13 protein-coding genes and 1 riboswitch are annotated in these 18,053 nt (G+C 50.3%); of the genes, 12 read left to right on the forward strand and 1 reads right to left on the reverse strand.

The window, feature by feature from the left end; genetic code table 11:
- Positions 1-145: 145 nt before the first annotated feature.
- Positions 146-1,063 carry an AraC family transcriptional regulator gene (locus tag DWX91_RS08530; protein WP_117796802.1) on the reverse strand — a complete coding sequence of 306 codons (918 nt, stop codon included), beginning with the start codon at positions 1,061-1,063 and terminating at the stop codon, positions 146-148.
- A gap of 449 nt (positions 1,064-1,512) precedes the next feature.
- Between DWX91_RS08530 and DWX91_RS08535 the strand changes: the two genes are divergently transcribed.
- The 12 genes from DWX91_RS08535 (at position 1,513) to DWX91_RS08585 (ending at position 17,940) form a co-directional block, all read left to right on the forward strand.
- Positions 1,513-3,456 carry a glycoside hydrolase family 127 protein gene (locus tag DWX91_RS08535; RefSeq protein WP_118471687.1) on the forward strand — a complete coding sequence of 648 codons (1,944 nt, stop codon included), beginning with the start codon at positions 1,513-1,515 and terminating at the stop codon, positions 3,454-3,456.
- 105 nt (positions 3,457-3,561) lie between these two features.
- Positions 3,562-4,119, forward strand: coding sequence for an ABC transporter permease (locus DWX91_RS17370; protein WP_243015326.1), 558 nt, complete (start codon positions 3,562-3,564; stop codon positions 4,117-4,119).
- Positions 4,008-4,496 (forward strand): ABC transporter permease, encoded by a 489-nt coding sequence (locus DWX91_RS17375; RefSeq protein WP_243015327.1) that lies wholly within the window; start codon positions 4,008-4,010, stop codon positions 4,494-4,496. Before DWX91_RS17370 ends, DWX91_RS17375 begins: the two co-directional genes overlap by 112 nt.
- Before the next feature lie 11 nt (positions 4,497-4,507).
- A complete protein-coding gene (opp3C, locus tag DWX91_RS08545; protein ID WP_227589457.1) occupies positions 4,508-5,632 on the forward strand; it encodes an oligopeptide ABC transporter permease in 1,125 nt (374 codons plus the stop codon).
- A gap of 11 nt (positions 5,633-5,643) precedes the next feature.
- Positions 5,644-6,723: an ABC transporter ATP-binding protein gene (locus tag DWX91_RS08550; protein WP_118471685.1), complete on the forward strand. Its 1,080-nt coding sequence runs from the start codon at positions 5,644-5,646 to the stop codon at positions 6,721-6,723.
- Complete coding sequence (locus DWX91_RS08555) at positions 6,720-7,658, forward strand: ABC transporter ATP-binding protein (RefSeq protein WP_107000910.1); 939 nt, start codon at positions 6,720-6,722, stop codon at positions 7,656-7,658. Before DWX91_RS08550 ends, DWX91_RS08555 begins: the two co-directional genes overlap by 4 nt.
- 193 nt (positions 7,659-7,851) lie before the next feature.
- Positions 7,852-9,540, forward strand: coding sequence for a peptide ABC transporter substrate-binding protein (locus tag DWX91_RS08560; protein WP_243017752.1), 1,689 nt, complete (start codon positions 7,852-7,854; stop codon positions 9,538-9,540).
- A gap of 257 nt (positions 9,541-9,797) precedes the next feature.
- Complete coding sequence (locus DWX91_RS08565; RefSeq protein WP_118471681.1) at positions 9,798-10,505, forward strand: FCD domain-containing protein; 708 nt, start codon at positions 9,798-9,800, stop codon at positions 10,503-10,505.
- A gap of 585 nt (positions 10,506-11,090) precedes the next feature.
- A riboswitch (molybdenum cofactor riboswitch) is annotated at positions 11,091-11,210 on the forward strand.
- 199 nt (positions 11,211-11,409) lie between these two features.
- A complete protein-coding gene (locus tag DWX91_RS08570) occupies positions 11,410-11,850 on the forward strand; it encodes a DVU_1555 family C-GCAxxG-C-C protein (protein ID WP_107000907.1) in 441 nt (146 codons plus the stop codon).
- A gap of 85 nt (positions 11,851-11,935) precedes the next feature.
- Positions 11,936-14,857 (forward strand): molybdopterin-dependent oxidoreductase, encoded by a 2,922-nt coding sequence (locus DWX91_RS08575; protein ID WP_022359117.1) that lies wholly within the window; start codon positions 11,936-11,938, stop codon positions 14,855-14,857.
- 546 nt (positions 14,858-15,403) lie between these two features.
- The gene (locus DWX91_RS08580; RefSeq protein ID WP_182431253.1) at positions 15,404-17,698 is read left to right on the forward strand and encodes a pyridine nucleotide-disulfide oxidoreductase/dicluster-binding protein; all 2,295 of its coding nucleotides are present in this window, start codon (positions 15,404-15,406) and stop codon (positions 17,696-17,698) included.
- Between the two features lie 5 nt (positions 17,699-17,703).
- Positions 17,704-17,940: a DVU_1557 family redox protein gene (locus DWX91_RS08585; protein WP_022360474.1), complete on the forward strand. Its 237-nt coding sequence runs from the start codon at positions 17,704-17,706 to the stop codon at positions 17,938-17,940.
- The last annotated feature ends 113 nt before the right edge of the window (positions 17,941-18,053 follow it).

An 18,053-nucleotide genomic window follows, 5' to 3' on the forward strand; every position in this document is an offset into this window, starting at 1 on the left:
TGGCTTAAACAATAGCTGATGTAGAGGAACTGATAGATACATTAAAAAACTGTTCACTGGTTTGTGTATAAAAAAGAACTGCCACGCTCATGACAGTTCTTACGAAAACAAATAGATAGTAAAAAACACCAGCTGTGAATCGCCTCTAAGGCGCCTCACTCCCCCCATTCTCTTCTGCGTAAAACATCCGGTACTGCGCCGGGGTGATGCCGATCTCCTGCTTAAATACGCGGATAAAATAGGATGGGATCCGCAGTCCTACCATCTCACCGACCGACTGGATCGTGGCGTCGGAGTGGAGGAGAAGCTGGGAGGCGTGTTCGATCCGCAGTTTTTTCAGGTACTGCATCGGGCTGGCACCGTATGCCTGGTGGAAGCTGCGGATTAAGTGGGACGGGCTGTAGGAATACTGGCGCGCCAGATCGTTTAAGGAGATCTCCTCCGTGTAGTGGGCATCCAGATAGTCGCGCAGCGTCCGGGCGATGCTTTCCTTCTCGCGGCTGTAGCAGTACGGCGCATAGAGAACCTGGAGAAATTCAATGAAATCATTCTGGAGCTCAAACGGCGTCCGCACGGAGGACGGAAAGCTCTTTTTCTGTGTGTATTTGCTGAAAGAAACCAGGTTCATCCGCTGCAGATACTTTTCCAGCTTCTCCCGGTTGGCTTCCGGCACGGTGCCGGTGCGCGGCAGGGAGAGAATGAAATTCTGCGGCGAATAGTAAAATTTCGGCGCGGCGCGCCGGGTTACGTTGTCCGGGTAAAATTCATCGGACAGGCTGTATTTGCCGTTGGTATAGAAATGCACCCAGCTCGTCGTGGTCTTTTCCTGGCAGACGCGGCTGCCGCGGTGCGGGGTATCGGGGGTAATGATAAAAAACTGCCCGGCATTCAGTTCAACGCGGAACGGATCCTGTTCGAGATATAAAGTTCCGCTGTGAACATAGATAAGATCAAAGACATTTCGGATCGTCCGGCGCTCATGGATATCGCCGGGGCGGTAAACACATCCGCCTCCGACGATAAAATAAGGAAGGGGTGGACAGTTTAAATTAATAAAATTCATGATGTATGTACTCCCGTTTAAATAAAAACAGCCACGTAACAGGAATCCTGTCTGAACCGCAGAGAAGCAAACGAAAAACAGGACAACTTTGTCAGGTTGTTAAACAAATTTAAAATATCAATTTTATTATATCAAATAGAAAGAAAAACAGCAAGAATCTGTTTGGGAAATCCCTTATATTTGCTGAAATAAAACACTCTACTTGGGAAAATAAGAGGGGATGAATGAAAAATGAAGAAAAATCAGAGAAAAAGAAAGAATGAAATCAGGCTGATTTTGTTCTATAAAAATACGCGTATTCTTTTCTATAATATGCAAAATGTGTTAGATCGCTTTTCCACTATTTGAATGGTATACTTATAAGAAAACATACAAAAAAAGAAGTCTTTTTCAGATTATTGATAGGCGCTTACGGATAAGTGAATAATAAATCAGGAGGTTTTCTGTGAATGATAAAAAAGGAGACAAGTTTCATTGATTTGAAACAGGTAAAGATAGATGACCCGTTCTTTTCGCGGGTACAGAATGTGGTAATTCACACGATGATTCCGTATCAGGAACGGGTGCTTCACGATGAGGTGTCCGGAATCCGAAAGAGCCATGTGATTAAAAACTTCCGCATTGCAGCGGGAGATGAGAAAGGAACGTATTACGGGCGTGTATTTCAGGACAGCGACCTGGCGAAATGGCTGGAGGCGGTGGCGTACTCACTGACCGTCGAGGCAAATCCAGAGCTGGAGGCGCGTGCCGATGCGATCATCGACCTGATCGGGCGGGCGCAGCAGCCGGACGGCTACCTGGATACCTATTTCATTGCGGCGGAGCCGGAACATAGGTGGCAGAACCTGACGGACTGCCATGAGATGTACTGTGCCGGACATATGACGGAGGCAGGCGTCGCGTACTATCAGGCGACGGGAAAGACGAAGCTTTTAGATATCTGCTGCAAGCTGTGCGATCATATCGATCGGCGGTTCGGACGGGAAGCAGGCAAAGTAACCGGCATTCCGGGACATGAGGAGATCGAGCTGGCACTGATGCGGCTTTATCAGGCAACCGGGGAAGAGAGATACCGGAAGCTGGCGGCATATTTTATCGATGAGCGCGGACGGGATCCGGAGTTCTTCCATAAAGAAGCGGCGGCTAGAAGCTGGAGCCGCACCGATTACATGGACAAGCAGCCGCCGTCCTACATGCAGAATCACAAGCCGGTGCGTGAGCAGGATACGGTGGAAGGACACGCGGTCCGTTGTATGTATCTTCTGACGGCGGCGGCAAACCTGGCAGCGCAGAATCACGATGAGGCGCTGATGGCAGCCTGCCGGAAGATGTGGGACAACATGGTAGACCGGCGGATGTACATAACGGGTGGAATCGGTTCCACCTATTACGGCGAGGCATTTACCGTGGATTATGATTTGCCGAATGATACCGCTTACGCGGAAACGTGTGCGGCGGTGGGGGTCTGCTTCTTCGCGAAACAGATGCTGGAGGCGGATCCGGACGCGCGGTATGCAGATATTCTGGAGCGGGAGATTTACAACGGAACCATCAGCGGCATGCAGTTAGACGGAACGAAATTCTTTTATATCAATCAGCTTGAAGCCAATCCGGGCATGCCGACCAACGCATACGGCGAGGAAGAGTACACGCCGGAGCGGATCGGCTGGTATGACTGTGCATGCTGCCCTCCGAACCTGGCGCGTCTGATGACTTCACTTGGTTCTTATGTATGGTCTTCAAGTGAAGATACGATCTATTCCCACCTGTTTGTCGGGGGAACGGCTTCCTTTGAAACGGCGGGCGGCGTGAAGATAGCGCTTACATCGAAATATCCGTGGAACGGCTCCGTTACCTACACGGTAGAACCGGAGCAGGCGGGAACAGAATTTACTTTGGCAGTCCGTTATCCGGGCTGGTGCCATCAGATGCAGGTAAAGGTCAATGGCATACCGGTTTCCGGGGCAGTCAAGACAGACAAGGGCTACTGGATGATCCAGAGAAGCTGGCAGCCTGGTGATACTGTTTCCTGCGAGATGGAGATGGAGCCGGAGCGGGTCTATGCACACCCGATGGTGCGGGCGGATGCCGGATGCGTGGCACTCAGATGCGGACCAATCATCTACACCTTTGAGGGCGTGGACAACGGAGAGGATCTTCAAACACTGCGGATTCCGCGGGAGGCGAAGATTGAAGCGCTTCCGTATCAGGCGGATCTGCTGGAAGGTATCGTGGCGCTGCGCGTGACGGGCTGCCGGAAGAAAACGGCGGTTAATCCGGCGCTTTATGCAGAAGATGCGGCACCGGAGGAGATGGTAACCCTGCAGGCAATTCCGTACTATGCATGGTGCAACCGTGGCATGACGCATATGCGCGTGTGGATGCAGGAATAGAGAGATAAAACCGTTTGTCTTATTTTATACTTCGGAGCTGAAAGAATATCCGGGCTATAAGAGAAGGAGAGAGACGTATTATATAAGAAAGAAGGGAGTACGGACATGAAGAAATATATCGGAAAACGTATCATGATTTCTCTTGTCACGCTTCTGATCATCATCCTGGTACTTTTTATGCTGCTGCAGCTGATGCCGGGATCTCCGTTCAACGATGAAAAGCTGACCGCGGATCAGATTGCGATGATGTCGAAGAAATATGGACTGGACAAACCGTTGATCGTACAGTTTTTCACGTATGTGAAGAACCTGCTGCAGGGCGATTTTGGTGTATCGTATGTTATCTCCAAGGATACCTCCATCTCGGTTCTGTTAAAGAACCGTGTGCCGGTCAGCTTTGGAATCGGACTGGAGGCAGTTTCCTTCGGTGCGGTAGTCGGACTGATTTTAGGTATTCTGGCAGCGCTCAAGAAAAATAGCTGGCTTGATACCATCTGTACTGTGATTTCAGTTCTGGGCGTCAGCTTCCGTCCTATGTTTTTGCATTGGTTATGGCATATTTCATCGGCTACAAGGCACAGTGGCTGCCGCTTCTGTTTGACGGCAAGAAGTTCTTCGCATCGTCGATCATGCCGATGCTGGCGCTGTCGATGTTTACGGTAGCGACGGTGGCTCGATTTACGAGAACCTCCCTTCTGGAGGTGCTGGACAGCGACTACATGCTGCTTGCGGAGAGCAAGGGAATCACGGGACGCCCGCTTCTGGTGCGCCATGCACTTCGAAACGCGCTGATCCCGATCATTACGGTACTGGCGCCGTTGGTTGTCGATCTGATGATTGGTTCCCTGGTTATCGAGAAGATCTTCTCGATTCCGGGCATCGGAAGCTTAATGATTGCAGCGATTCAGTCCAACGATTACAACGTGACGATTTCGCTGGCATTTATCTACAGTGTCATGTACATTGTCCTGATGCTGGTGGTTGACGTCCTGTACGGAATTATCGATCCGAGAATCCGTCTGGCGAAGAAATCGGATTGAGAGGTGATGGCATGAAAAAACGGAGTGACGAAAAGACAGATGAGAAAATGACAGGCGGGGATGCGGCTTCCGTTCGGGAGCATGTGTTATCACCCGAAGAATATTTAAGCCAGATCGAATTTCTGGACGATGATTTTGAATTCCAGCACAAAGATGGCTTTGAACATGTCGATACAAACTTTGCAAGCCAGAGCTACTGGAAAGAGGCAATTGCACGGTTTAAGAAAAATAAGGGCGCAATGTTCAGCTTTGTCTGTATTCTGTTTCTGATTGTGATGGCGCTTGTCGGACCTCACATGAACCAGTTTACCTACGATCAGCAGATTATTACCAACCAGAACATGGCGCCGAGAGTGCCGGGACTGGAAAATATGGGTATCTTAGATGGTTCTGAGACGATCCGTACATCCACCGGAAGTAAAGAAATCAACTATTATGAGAGCAACGATCTGACCGATACCTACTATTGGTTTGGTTCCGATTCGCTGGGACGCGACCTCTGGACCAGGACCTGGAGCGGAACGCGGATCAGTCTCTATGTAGCGGTTCTGGCGGTATTCATCGACCTTGCGTTTGGTCTGACGTATGGACTTGTATCCGGATATTTCGGCGGAAAAGTCGATATGATCATGCAGCGTATCGTTGAGATACTAAACAGTATTCCGTACCTGATCACGGTTACCCTGCTTTTGTTAGTCATGAAACCGGGGCTTATGTCCATCACGTTCGCCCTGATGTTTTCCGGGTGGCTGGGCATGAGCCGAATCGCCCGCGCGGAGGTCTTAAAGCTGAAAGAGCAGGAATATGTGCTTGCTTCCCGGACGCTGGGAGCAAAGAGTTTCCGCATTATTTTCAAAGAGATTTTACCAAATATTTTTGGTCCTCTGATTACACAGACGATGTTCTCGATCCCGCATGCGATCTTTACCGAGGCATTCTTAGCCTTTATTGGCCTGGGTGTGCCGGAGCCGATGGCTTCGCTGGGTTCCCTGATTTCGAGTGGATATCAGAACTTTACAAGCCATCCGTACATGATCGTGTTCCCGTTAATTGTCATGGGACTTCTGATGCTGTGCTTTAACATGCTGGCGGATGGTCTGCGTGATGCATTGGATCCGAAGATGAAGGATATGTAGGAGGAAATGGCATGGAGAAAAAAGAAGAAATTTTACGAGTGCGGAATCTGGACATTTCCTTCGAGACGACAGCCGGAGTGGTCAATGCCGTCCGGGGCGTCAACCTGACGGTAAACCGGGGCGAGACGGTTGCAATCGTTGGGGAGTCCGGTTCCGGTAAATCGGTTTCTGCGAAGGCGATCATGGGAATCCTGGCAAAGAACGGAACGATCGACCGCGGACAGATCACATTTTCATATTACCGTAACCCGGAGGAACGGGTCACCAGAGAAATTCTGCAGATGAAAAAAGAGGAAATCCGCCGTCATATCAACGGAAAACGGATCGCGATGGTCTTCCAGGATCCGATGACCTCCTTAAACCCGCTGATGCCGGTTGGAAAACAGATCATGGAAGGCATGATCTGGCATTACCATACACCGAAGGAAGAGGCATATGAGAAGGCGCTGGAGATGATGAAACTGGTCGGCATCACCGACGCGGAGAAGCGAATCAAAAACTATCCGCACCAGCTCTCCGGTGGTATGCGCCAGAGAATCGTCATTGCGATCGCACTGGCGTGCGATCCGGAACTTTTAATCTGCGACGAGCCGACGACGGCGCTGGACGTTACGATTCAGTCGAAGATTCTGGAACTGATTCAGGAGATTCAGAAAAAACGGCAGCTGTCGGTTATCTATATCACGCACGATCTGGGCGTCGTTGCGAAGGTTGCCGATTATGTCAACGTCATGTATGCAGGCAAGATCGTCGAGAGCGGCACGGTCGAGGATGTATTCTACGATCCGCGCCACCCGTACACATGGGGACTTCTCTCCGCGATGCCAGATCTGGGAACGGACGACGAACGTCTTTACACAATCCCGGGCAGCCCGCCAAACCTGCTTCACAAGGTAACGGGTGATGCGTTTGCACCGCGGAATAAATATGCGTTAAACATTGACAGTCGTCTGGAGCCGCCGATGTTCAAGATATCGGGGACACACAGCGCCGCGACATGGCTGCTGCATCCGAAGGCGCCGAAGGTCGATATGCCGCCGGAGCTTCGGGATCGAATTGAGAGAATGAAGAAAGAGGGGGGAATCGCATGAGTGCAGTGACAGAGACAAACAAAAAGCCCCTTCTGGAAGTAAAAGGACTCAAGCAGTACTTTCCGGTCAGCCGGAAATTTACCGTAAAAGCGGTTGAGGATGTCAGTTTTTATATCAATCCGGGCGAGACCTATGGTCTTGTGGGGGAATCCGGATCGGGAAAGACGACGATCGGGCGGGCGCTGATCCGCCTCTACGATCCGACCGCAGGACAAATTACCTTTGACGGGATGGATATTTCCGGAAAAATGAGCCGCCAGACAGAGGCGAGACTCAGAAGTGATATGCAGATGATTTTCCAGGATCCGATGGCATGTTTAAATCCGCGCCAGAAAGTAGCGGATATCATTGCACAGGGGCTGGATATCCATCACCGGTACCATTCCCAGAAAGAGCGGACCGAGATGGTGGCAGACATCCTCCACAAGGTAGGTCTGGCGCCGGAACATGCAAACCGGTACCCGCATCAGTTTTCCGGTGGTCAGCGGCAGCGTGTCGGCATCGCCCGGGCGCTTGTCATGAACCCGAAGCTGATCATTGCCGATGAGTGTATCTCGGCGCTGGATATGTCCATTCAGGCGCAGGTTGTCAACCTGATGAAGGACATCCAGGACGAGACGGGGCTTGCATACCTCTTCATCGCCCACGACCTCTCGATGGTTAAATATATTTCCGACCGCATCGGCGTTCTTCATCTGGGCTACCTTCTGGAGACGGGCACGACGGAGGAGATTTTCTCCCATCCGGTACATCCGTACACCCGAAGCCTGATTTCGGCGATCCCGAACCCGAACCCGGTGGTAGAGCGCAGCCGGATTGCACTGCACTATGATTATAAGACGAGCGGCCTGGATTACGGCGCAGGTACGATGCATCAGATTGAGGGCACACATTTTGTGCGCGGAACCGATGCAGATTTGGAAAAATGGGTGTAGATTTAAAAGAAAGCCGATGCATTCCGGCACAAAATCAACCATAATAAATGTGATAAAATGACCTGTTTAGCGGGTGATTTTATAGATGAGCCGAACCAGCAGACAAATGAGGATAGACAGCCGGGACCAGGAAATGCAGCATGAAACGGGAATGGTTTGGTTTTATTAAAAAAACAAAAAAGGAGGAAGTATTATGAAGCTAAAAAAAGTAATGGCGTGGACGCTGGCTTCTGCTATGTTTGCTGGACTTTTAGCAGGCTGCGGCGGATCGACCCAGACAACAGAGACAGCAGCGGCTGAATCTGGAAGCGCAGAGGGCGGCAGCTCGGCTGAGGGCGGCAAGGTGCTTCGCTATCAGGCAAGCACTCTGGTAGACTCCCTGGATCCGGCACTTTCCAACGACTACACATCCAGTGGTGTTATCTCCCAGTTTATGATGGGGCTGATGACCAAGGATGAGTCAGGTGCTCCGGTTTACGGCGTGGCGGAGAGTGAGGAGAAGTCCGAGGATGGTCTGACCCTGACCTTCAAGATCCGTGACGACGCAAAATGGTCCAACGGCGATCCGGTAACGGCAAACGATTTCGTTTACGCATGGAGACGAGTAGCCGATCCGGCAACTGCAAGTGATTACCAGTTCTTTATCACAACCGCCTGCATCGCAAATGCAGAAGAGGTAACAACAGGTGAAAAACCGGTTGAGGAACTGGGTGTAGAGGCAGCGGACGATAAGACATTAGTCGTAACTTTAAGCTCCCCGTGTGCTATCTTTGATTACCTGATGGCATCCGGCGCATGCTTCCTGCCTTTAAATCAGAAATTTGTAGAGAGCTGCGGCGGCAACTTTGCAACTTCCGCAGATACCCTGTTAGCAGATGGTCCGTTCAAGGTATCTTCCTATGAGCCGTCTGCCATGAAGGTAGAATTAGTAAAGAATGATCAGTTCTTCGGTGCATCCGATGTCAAACTGGACGGTGTTGAGTTCTCGATCATTACCGACAGCCAGACAGCAGCCCTTTCTTTTGAAAATGGCGATCTGGACGTTGTAACCTTAAGCGGTAACCTGGTAGAGCAGTATGAGGATGATCCGAGATTCTCCACCAGAAGTGACGGTTACAACTGGTATCTGACCCCGAACATGAAGAAAGAGGGGCTTGACAATGTAAATATCCGTAAGGCACTGGCAAAATCGTATGACAAAGAAGCGATCACAACCCGTGTTCTGAAAGATGGTTCCACACCGATGGATTACTTCGTACCGCAGGGCCTTGCAACCAATGAAAGGGGCGAAGATTTCCGTGAGGCAGCAGGTAGCGCATACGACAGCTGGACCTACGATGTAGAGGCAGCAAAAGAGCTGTGGAAGACAGGTCTTGGCGAGCTTGGCAAAGATTCCTTATCCTTCACTTTAATGTGTGAAGATACCGATTCTGCACAGGCTGTTGCACAGTTCTTACAGAGCGAGTGGCAGAACAATCTGCCGGGTCTGACCATCGAACTTCAGGTACTTCCGAAGAAAGCCCGTCTGGAATACATGCAGAAAGGTGAATATGATATCGGTCTTACCCGCTGGGGTCCGGACTACGCAGATCCGATGACTGATCTGGATATGTGGATAACCGGCAGCTCCACCAACTACTCCCAGTTCTCCGATGCAGACTACGATGCAACCATCCAGTCCGCAAAGAAGGGCGATCTGGCACTCGACCAGGATGCTCGTTGGGAAGCTTTAGTTGGCTGTGAGAAGACGCTGGCAGATCAGTGTGTTCTGTTCCCGATTTACGGACAGTCTGTAGCCGTTATGACCAATCCGGATGTAAGCGGTATCCAGTACTACTCCGTAGGGCTTCCTTATCTGTTCATCAATGTAGATAAAAAGTAATAAATAAAAACAGATGGATCAAAATCTGAAATGATTTTAGATTCAAAGCGGACCGCAGAGTGAGAAAATGTACCCTGCGGTTCGTTTTTTTTGTTATTTTATGGCATTTTCGCTGTCAAACTGCAGCCTGCTTGTAACGGTTCACAGGTGGGAATTTTCTGAACTGAAAATTCCGTACGATACAGTAAGGGATGATTTACACGAATCGGAAATGATGATACAATCATAGAAATAGTACAGAGTATTGAGGTGGAAAAATGGCAGGGAAAAAACGAAACAGCAGCTTTGAAATACTGACAGCCATGCAGGACTTAAACACCCCGGCGGGAGCACTCCAGCTGGCGCAGATCCTGCATCTTCCGTCCGCCAGCATTGGGCGGGAGCTTCTGGAGCTGGAGAAAGCAGGGCTGCTTGTCAAGGTGCAGAACAAGGGGCGGATCCTGACGCCGCAGGGCGAACGCTTTCTGGAAGAAGAACGGTCACGCCGGGAGAAGATGAAGGCGGCGAATGAGCTTATCGAGGCGGCGTCGATGGAGACAGAAAGCGGGCTGGAGGATATTCTTTTGGTGCGGAAACTCCTGGAAGGATATGCGGCGGAGGCATGTGCAGAGCGGATTGAGCCGAAGGAACTTCAGAAATTAAAAGATCTGCAGGCAGACTATCTCTATGCAATCCGCCATGGAAGGGCGGGAAGCGAGGAAGATCTGGCGTTCCATCTGAAGATCGCGCATCTCTCAGGCAGCCCGTCTATCCTGCGGATGTTAAAGCTTATCCTGACCGACCAGGACGCTTATGCGCGCATCTCTCAGGCAGCAGTCCGCTCTGACGAAGTCCGGGAAAATGAACACGAAAGTCTTCTGGCAGCGATTGAAGCCGGAGACGGGGCACTGGCGCGCCGGGAGATGGAGCGGCATCTGGAGCATGTAGGGGAGAACCTGCAGGCGTATTTTGCGGGGAGAAAGTAGGATTTGTACGGATTATAAATAAGAAAAAATTTATGCAAATCACATTTTCGATGCGGAATTTGTATGTGCATAAATTCTGTTCTTAAATATGCTTGCGTTATCTGAAATAAAAAATAATGGTCTGCAGAATAAAATCTAAAACAGAAAAAGAAAATGAAAAAAAGATACTTAAAAATGTGAGGATTTATAGCGGATAAATAACAGATATTCATGTTTGATTATGAATCAAAAAGATATAAATTTCATATAAGTGAAATCCAAATGAACAAAATTCACGTTTAAACAAATGAAAATGGAAAATTATGAAAGCGTGTGAACCGTTATTTTTTTAAAAAATACTCGATCAAATAGCAGAAAGGAAGAATACAAATCTTCAAATAACACAACATTTGAACGGAAGTTATGCTGAAATTCTGTAAGTAAACAGATATTACAAGGGTAAAATAGCATGTTGAAAATCCCGTATTGAGGTAAAATAAGGGGCGAACAAGTGTCCTGTCGATGTAAAAAATTTCAAAATTATGAAAAATGAGATTGACTTTCGATGAAAAGCAGAGTACCATAGAGGTATCAAAACCAAAATAGAAACAATCTGTTTTTCGAGCCGAAATTGCTAAGCGGGAAACCGTATGCAGTCAGGCCAATGGGTACATCTGGAAATGGAAGTGCCTTCCGCATTTGAAAAGAAAGAGAGATTCGCTTTACATCGATGGATACGGGAAGCTGTCAGGCTTCTTGTATAGATAGGGTATATATGTGCTGACAGATAGGTATAGGTATAGATATAGGTGTATCCATATCTATAGGTGCAGATGTATATACAAACTCGGATACGTTAAGCGGTACTGTCTTTTCAGAGGCGGTGCCGCTTTTCTTTTTGTGTTTCTAAGAACAGGAGGTGCGGATGGAGCCGGATATTAAAAAACTGAACCAGCTGCTTTTATCGGGAAGCTGCTGCAGTCAGGCACTTGTTTCGCTGGGACTTACCCTTAAGGGCGAGGAGAACCCGAGCCTTCTGAAGGCATCTGCAGCACTCTGTCTGGGAGTCAGAAGCGGGCTGACCTGCGGAGCTTTGACCGGTGCGGCGATGATGATGGCGCTCTTTGAGCCGGAAGCGGCATACAGCGAGATGATACCGGAACTGGCAGACTGGTTTCAGGAAAACTATGGTGAAATCTATGGAGGAAGTGATTGTCATTCGATTTTAGGAGATAACATGGCCAACAAGGCACTTCGGTGTCCCCAGGTGGTAGAGAATACCTACCGCAAGGCCAGAGAACTTCTGGAGGACTATGGCGTGGATCTGGCGGATCTGGCAGAGATGCTGGAAAACGCGGATGACTAAGGAATCGTAAGTATTGGGTATGATGCGGAAGGATAGTCGGAAGCATCAGGGCTCTATTTATTTTAAAGAAGGAGGACGAAACAGCATGAAATTAAGAAAAATGATGTTGAACATCAACGGTGTTGATCGTATGTTTATGTGCGATCCGGAAAACGATAAACTGTCAGATGTTCTGCGCCGGATCGGTCTGACCGGTGTTAAGGTTGGATGTGGAACCGGTGTCTGCGGTTCATGTTCCATCATTCTGAACGGACAGGTAATCCGTTCCTGTACCAAGAAAATCAGCCAGGTAGAAGAGTATTCCAAGATTACCACCATCGAGGGTATCGGTACTCCGCAGCATCTGCATCCGTTACAGGTTGCATGGATGAACTGCGGTGCTGTACAGTGTGGTTTCTGTGTACCAGGCTTCATCGTTTCCGCATATGCTCTGTTAGAGCAGAACCCGGATCCGACCCGTGAAGAGGTTCGTGACTGGTTCCAGAAGACAAGAAACGTATGCCGTTGTACCGGATACAAACAGATTGTAGATGCAGTTATGGCTGCAGCTAAGGTTATGCGTGGCGAGTGCAGCATCGAGGATATCAAGTTCCACAATCCGGAAGATGGCAACTACTACGGAAAACCGGTTGTTCGTCAGGATGCACTTGGTAAGGTTTGTGGTCTGACCGACTACGGCGATGATCAGGCTCTTAAGATGCCGCAGGGCGTTTTATATGCAGCTATCGTTCAGCCGAAGGTTACCCATCATGCAAAGATTCTGGCTATCCATACTGAGGAAGCTGAGAAGATGCCGGGCGTTGTTAAGGTTATCACAGCAAAAGACCTCATCGCAGCAGGCGGAACTAACATCATGGCTGAGGGTCAGTTCCATGAGAGAAGTACTGTTATGACACCATCCCGTAAAGTTCTTCAGGATGAGAAGATCTATCGTTACGGTGATGTTATCGCTATGGTAGTAGCTCATACACATCGTCAGGCTCGTGCAGCAGCCGCTAAGGTTACGATGGAATACGAGCAGCTGCCAGAGTATCTGACATATCTGGATGCAGTTATGCCGGATGCTATCCGTATCCATGAGGATACTCCGAACATCTTCTGCGAGCAGCCGGTATTAAAGGGAGCAGGTCTGGAAGATGCAGAAGAGGTAAGAGACTTAATCGACAAAGCACCGCATGTAGTAGAAGGAAGCTTCTCCTCCTCCCGTGAGCCGCATCTTTCCATCGAGGGTTGTGTACTTCAGTCTTACTGGGGCGATGATGGCCTGCTGACCATTCAGTGTAAATCCCAGTGTGTATACTCCTCGATCGGACGTCTGGGTAACTGCCTTGGTGTACCGAAGGATAAATACCGTATCATCATGAACCCGACCGGCGCAAGCTTTGGATGGTCTACCAACGCAGGCGATATCGCACTGTGTGCAGCTTGTACCGTAGTTACCGGCGAGCCGGTATCCCTGTCCATGTCCTATGAAGAGCATCAGCACTTCAGCGGCAAACGCTGCCCGGCATACTCCAATGGCCGTCTGGCATGTGATAATGAAGGTAAGATCCTGGCTGCTGAATTTGATATCGGTATGGACCACGGCGCTTACTCCTGGGGCGGTGACGACGTTATGACCAAACCGGCACGTTTCACCTTCTTCCCGTACAATGTACCGAACGTAGCAGGTCTGGTTCGTGTAGCGAACGTTAACCATGCATTTGGTACTGCTTACAGAAGCTACGGTTCTCCGCAGGCATATACACTCAGCGAGCCGCTGATGGATATGATGGCAGAAGAACTGGGCATGGATCCGTTCGAGTTCCGTTATAAGAATATCTGCCGTGAAGGCGATAAGAATATCAACAGCTATGTATATCCGCAGTATCCGATGGAGAAGATCATGGATACCATGCGTCCAATCTATGAGAAGGCGGTGGCTGATGCGAAAGCGGCTGACACACCGGAGAAGAGAAGAGGCGTTGGTATCGCATGGGGCGGCTTCAACGTTACTGAGGGCGGCGGCGACAGCGCTGAGGTTGCTCTTGAGCTTATGCCGGGCAACAAGATCCGCAAATACGACACATGGCATGCAATGGGCCAGGGTGCTACAACCGGTTCTCTGGTAGTAACACTGGAAGCTCTGAAAGAAATGCATCTGACACCAGAAGATATCCAGCTGATTCAGAATGATACCAAGACCTGTCCGGATACCGGTATGGCTGGTGCCAGCCGTTCCCTGTACATGGATGGTAATGCAACCATCATCGCAGCTAACAAGCTTCTGGCAGCTATGAGAAAAGAAGATGGTACACTTCGTACCTATGATGAGATGAAGGCAGAAGGCATCGAGACCAAGTATCTTGGCCGTTATGAGACCAACACAACTCCGGGTCTGTGCCGTCTGGATCCGAATACCGGTATCGGCGACCCGACTCCGGCATTCACATACTGCCTGAACCTGGCAGAGGTTGAGGTTGATACCAAGACCGGTAAGACTACCGTTCTGAAATTCACCTGTGTTGACTTCGTTGGACGTATCGGTAATATCGATGCTGTTAACGGTCAGGCATACAGCGGTATCATGCATGGTATCGGCTTCGCCCTGAAAGAGGACTACGCAGACGTTAAGAAACATGCGAACATGTTTGGCGCTGGTACTTCCTACATCAAGGATGTTCCGGATGATATCAACCTGATTCATATTGATGGCGCTATCTCTGATGGTCCGTTCGGTTCTTCAGGTGCTTCTGAGGCATTCCAGGCATCTGGCCACTGTGCAGTTCTGAATGGTATCTACAATGCCTGCGGCGTACGTATCCATGAGATCCCGGCACTTCCGGAGAAGGTAAAAGCTGGTCTGGATGCAATCGCAAAGGGCGAGAAACCGTACGAGCCGAAGAAATACTTCCTTGGTTCCGATATGTATGAGGAACTGGAGAACATCAAAGAGAATCCGGTACAGGTAGGAACCCAGAGCTTCTACGTATCCTTGGATGATCCGACAGCTGAGCGTCCGTTCTAATCCGATTCGGAAGAGGAATGCGTGGCTGCACATGAAGCGGGCAGCTGCGGCAAGGCGTATCGCGTGATTGTAAATAAGAATTAAATAAAAGCTGCTGCGAACCTGCAGAATCTATGTTTAGAGAGGTAGGTTTTGCAGCGGCTTTTTTGTGTAATAGGAAATTCCTTGGAATTCCCTATTACGCAAAAAGGCACTAACGTGCCGATGATGCGCACTCGCGCGAAGATGTAGGTTGTCGCAAGCGACCGCGCTCGGCGCGAGAATGTGCCAAGACATATTCTTTGGTTATGGTGTATAATAAAAAGTATTAAAATTGGCTCCTGGAATTTTTACTTATTGATGGAGGACGGGATAAATGATTCTGGGAGAGGATAAATGGTTACTGTTCACGGGTAGGCACTTTTGGAACCGAAAGTGCCGTAAGAAAACGTGGTGGCAGCAGGAATTTGTCGTATTTAAATGCGAAGCCACGGCAAATTCCGTTACTGGGCACGTATGCGTGAACAGTAACGATAAATGCAGGAGAAAAGAAGGGAGGTCCGCCCTGTGAGCTATTTGGAAGATTTTGAGAAGACGCTGGCGGAGAAATGCCATCAGAACGAGCCGCCGTTCTGCCAGGCAGCCTGTCCGTTCCGGCTGGATATCAAGGGGCTGGAAGAAAAGTGGAAAAAGGGACGTTTCAACGCGGCGTACCGGACCTATCAGAATACGGTGGGATTTCCGGATATTGTGTCGAAGCTGTGCAGCCATCCGTGCGAGAAGGCATGTCTGCGTGCGAAGCTGGACGGGGGGATCGCGATGGGGCTTTTAGAGCGGGCGACTGTCGAGTACGCGAAGCGGAAAGCACCGAATGCGTATAACCTGCCGTCGAAAGGAAAAAAGATCGCGATCGTCGGAGGCGGTCTTTCGGGGCTTGGCTGTGCACTGCGTCTCTGCAATAAAAAGTACGAGGTAACGGTTTATGAGCGGGAAATGGTTCTGGGCGGTCAGGCGAGAAACCAGATGGATCCGGCGGAATTTGATGCGGAGATCGAGGCACAGTTCCAGTTTGAGGAATTTTCACGCCATCTCGGTGAAACGGTAACGGATCTGGAGGCACTCCGGGCGGACTATGATGCCGTGTATGTGGCAACTGGGGCAGATGGCGCGGACTTTGGTCTGGAAATGGACCCGGACGGCGCATTTGCAACCCGGACACCGGGCGTTTTCATTGGAGGTTCCCTGACAGGCGGCGACAGCATGAAGGCGCTGGCAGATGGGCTGGCGGTTTCGCTTGCGATCGAACGGTATCTGAAAACGGGCGGTATGAATGAGCCATTTCGAAAGGAAGGGACACTTTTAAATCTTCAAACGAATGGGATCGAGCGTGCCGATCGGGTGGTTCCGGCAAACGGGGAATCGTATACGGAGGAAGAGGCGATACAGGAGATCACGCGCTGCCAGAAGTGTTCGTGTGATGCTTGTATGCGTGCCTGTGATCTGATGCGCCTGCATGAGAAAACACCGCGCCGTTTGTATGAAGAAGTTTACATAACAATCCATCCCGGTACGTTATCGCGCGATGGTACGTGGGCGACCAGACTGATCAGCACCTGCGACCACTGCGGGCTTTGCAAGGAAGTCTGTCCGCAGCATATCGATTTCAGCCAGTTTCTGCTTGACAGTATGCGGGCAATGCAAAAAAAAGGCGCGATGCCGTGGCCATTCCACGATTTCTGGCTGCGCGACATGGCGTATGCCTCCGGAAAAGCGGGGCTTACGCGGAAACCGGAGAATGTTAAGAAGAGTTCCTATGCATTCTTTCCGGGATGCCAGCTCGCCGGTTCGGATCCGCGCTATGTGACGCGGACGTATGAGTGGCTGCGTTCCAAAAAGCCGGATGCGGCGATCTGGATGACCTGCTGCGGTGCGCCTGCCGAGTGGGCAGGCGAAGTGGACATCCACGCGGCACATCTGGAGGAAATGCGGCGGCAGTGGAGAGAGCTTGGCGAACCGACAGTGGTTTTAGCATGCCCGAACTGCCGGAAGATGTTTGAAGAATACCTGCCGGAGCTTCCGGTTGTCTTTCTGGCGGAAGTGATGGAAGAGTGGGGCGTGGAGAAAGATGCTGCTTTGGAACCGGACAATGCTGAAAAGGGTGAAATGGAAGCAGGAAGTACCCAGCAAGCGCAGTCGTATGCCTTGTTTGATCCCTGCGCCAGCCGCTATTACCCGGAATTGCAGGAGAGTGTACGCCATCTGGCGGATGCGGCGGGGATTACGTGGGAAAATCTGCCGTATGACGGGAAAAAGGCGCGCTGCTGCGGATACGGCGGACATATCGGGATTGCTTCTCCGAGCCACACAAGCTATATGACAACTTCCCGTGCAAAAGAGGAGGAACTGCCGTATGTGACCTACTGCGTCAACTGCCGGGAGTCCTTTGCCGGACAGGGCAAGGAGGCGGTTCATATCCTCGATCTGTTGTTTGGGTTAAATGGCGCGGGGCGCCCGGCGGCGACGGTGACGGAGCGCTGGCACAACCGCCTGGCGGCGAAACGGGAACTGCTTAAGACGTACTGGAATGAGACGATCGAAGAGGAAACACATATGAAATTAGAAGTTGAGAAGGAGCTGGAACGCAAATTGTCAGCGGGTCAGATTTTGATCGAAGATATGGAGCAGGTCATTGAACACTGTGAGCGGGAAGACCGCGGTATTATCGACCCGGAGACGGGACATCGGATCGGGCATCTGAAGATCCAGCATATGACCTACTGGGCAGAGTACGAGGTGCTGCCGGACGGCGGTTATAAGCTCTGGAATGGCTACAGCCACCGCATGAATCTGGAAGGAGAGTGATGAGTATGCCGACGATCGATGGAGGCGGAAGAGATCAGCGGATCAAAGAGGCGTTGGAGAAAAAAGTCATCTGCCGCCGGTGTCAGGTGGAGATGGTGCCGAAATCCACATTTTTTGACTATCTGGGGCACAATTTCCACACCGAGATCCTGTGCTGCCCGAAGTGCGGCGAGGTATATCTGCCGGAAGCGCTGGTAAAAGGGCGTATGGCGGATGTGGAGAGAGAGCTGGAAGATAAGTAGATATAAGTATGATTCATGAGAGATGCTTTTGGATCTGAAAAGGATAGGTGAGACAGGCTGGCTGCGGGGATTTGCCATGTGTGAACATGAGAACACAGCCCATCTGCGGCTGG

The organism is Clostridium sp. AF22-10, assembly GCF_003478725.1.
GTDB classification, from domain to species: domain Bacteria; phylum Bacillota; class Clostridia; order Lachnospirales; family Lachnospiraceae; genus Otoolea; species Otoolea fessa.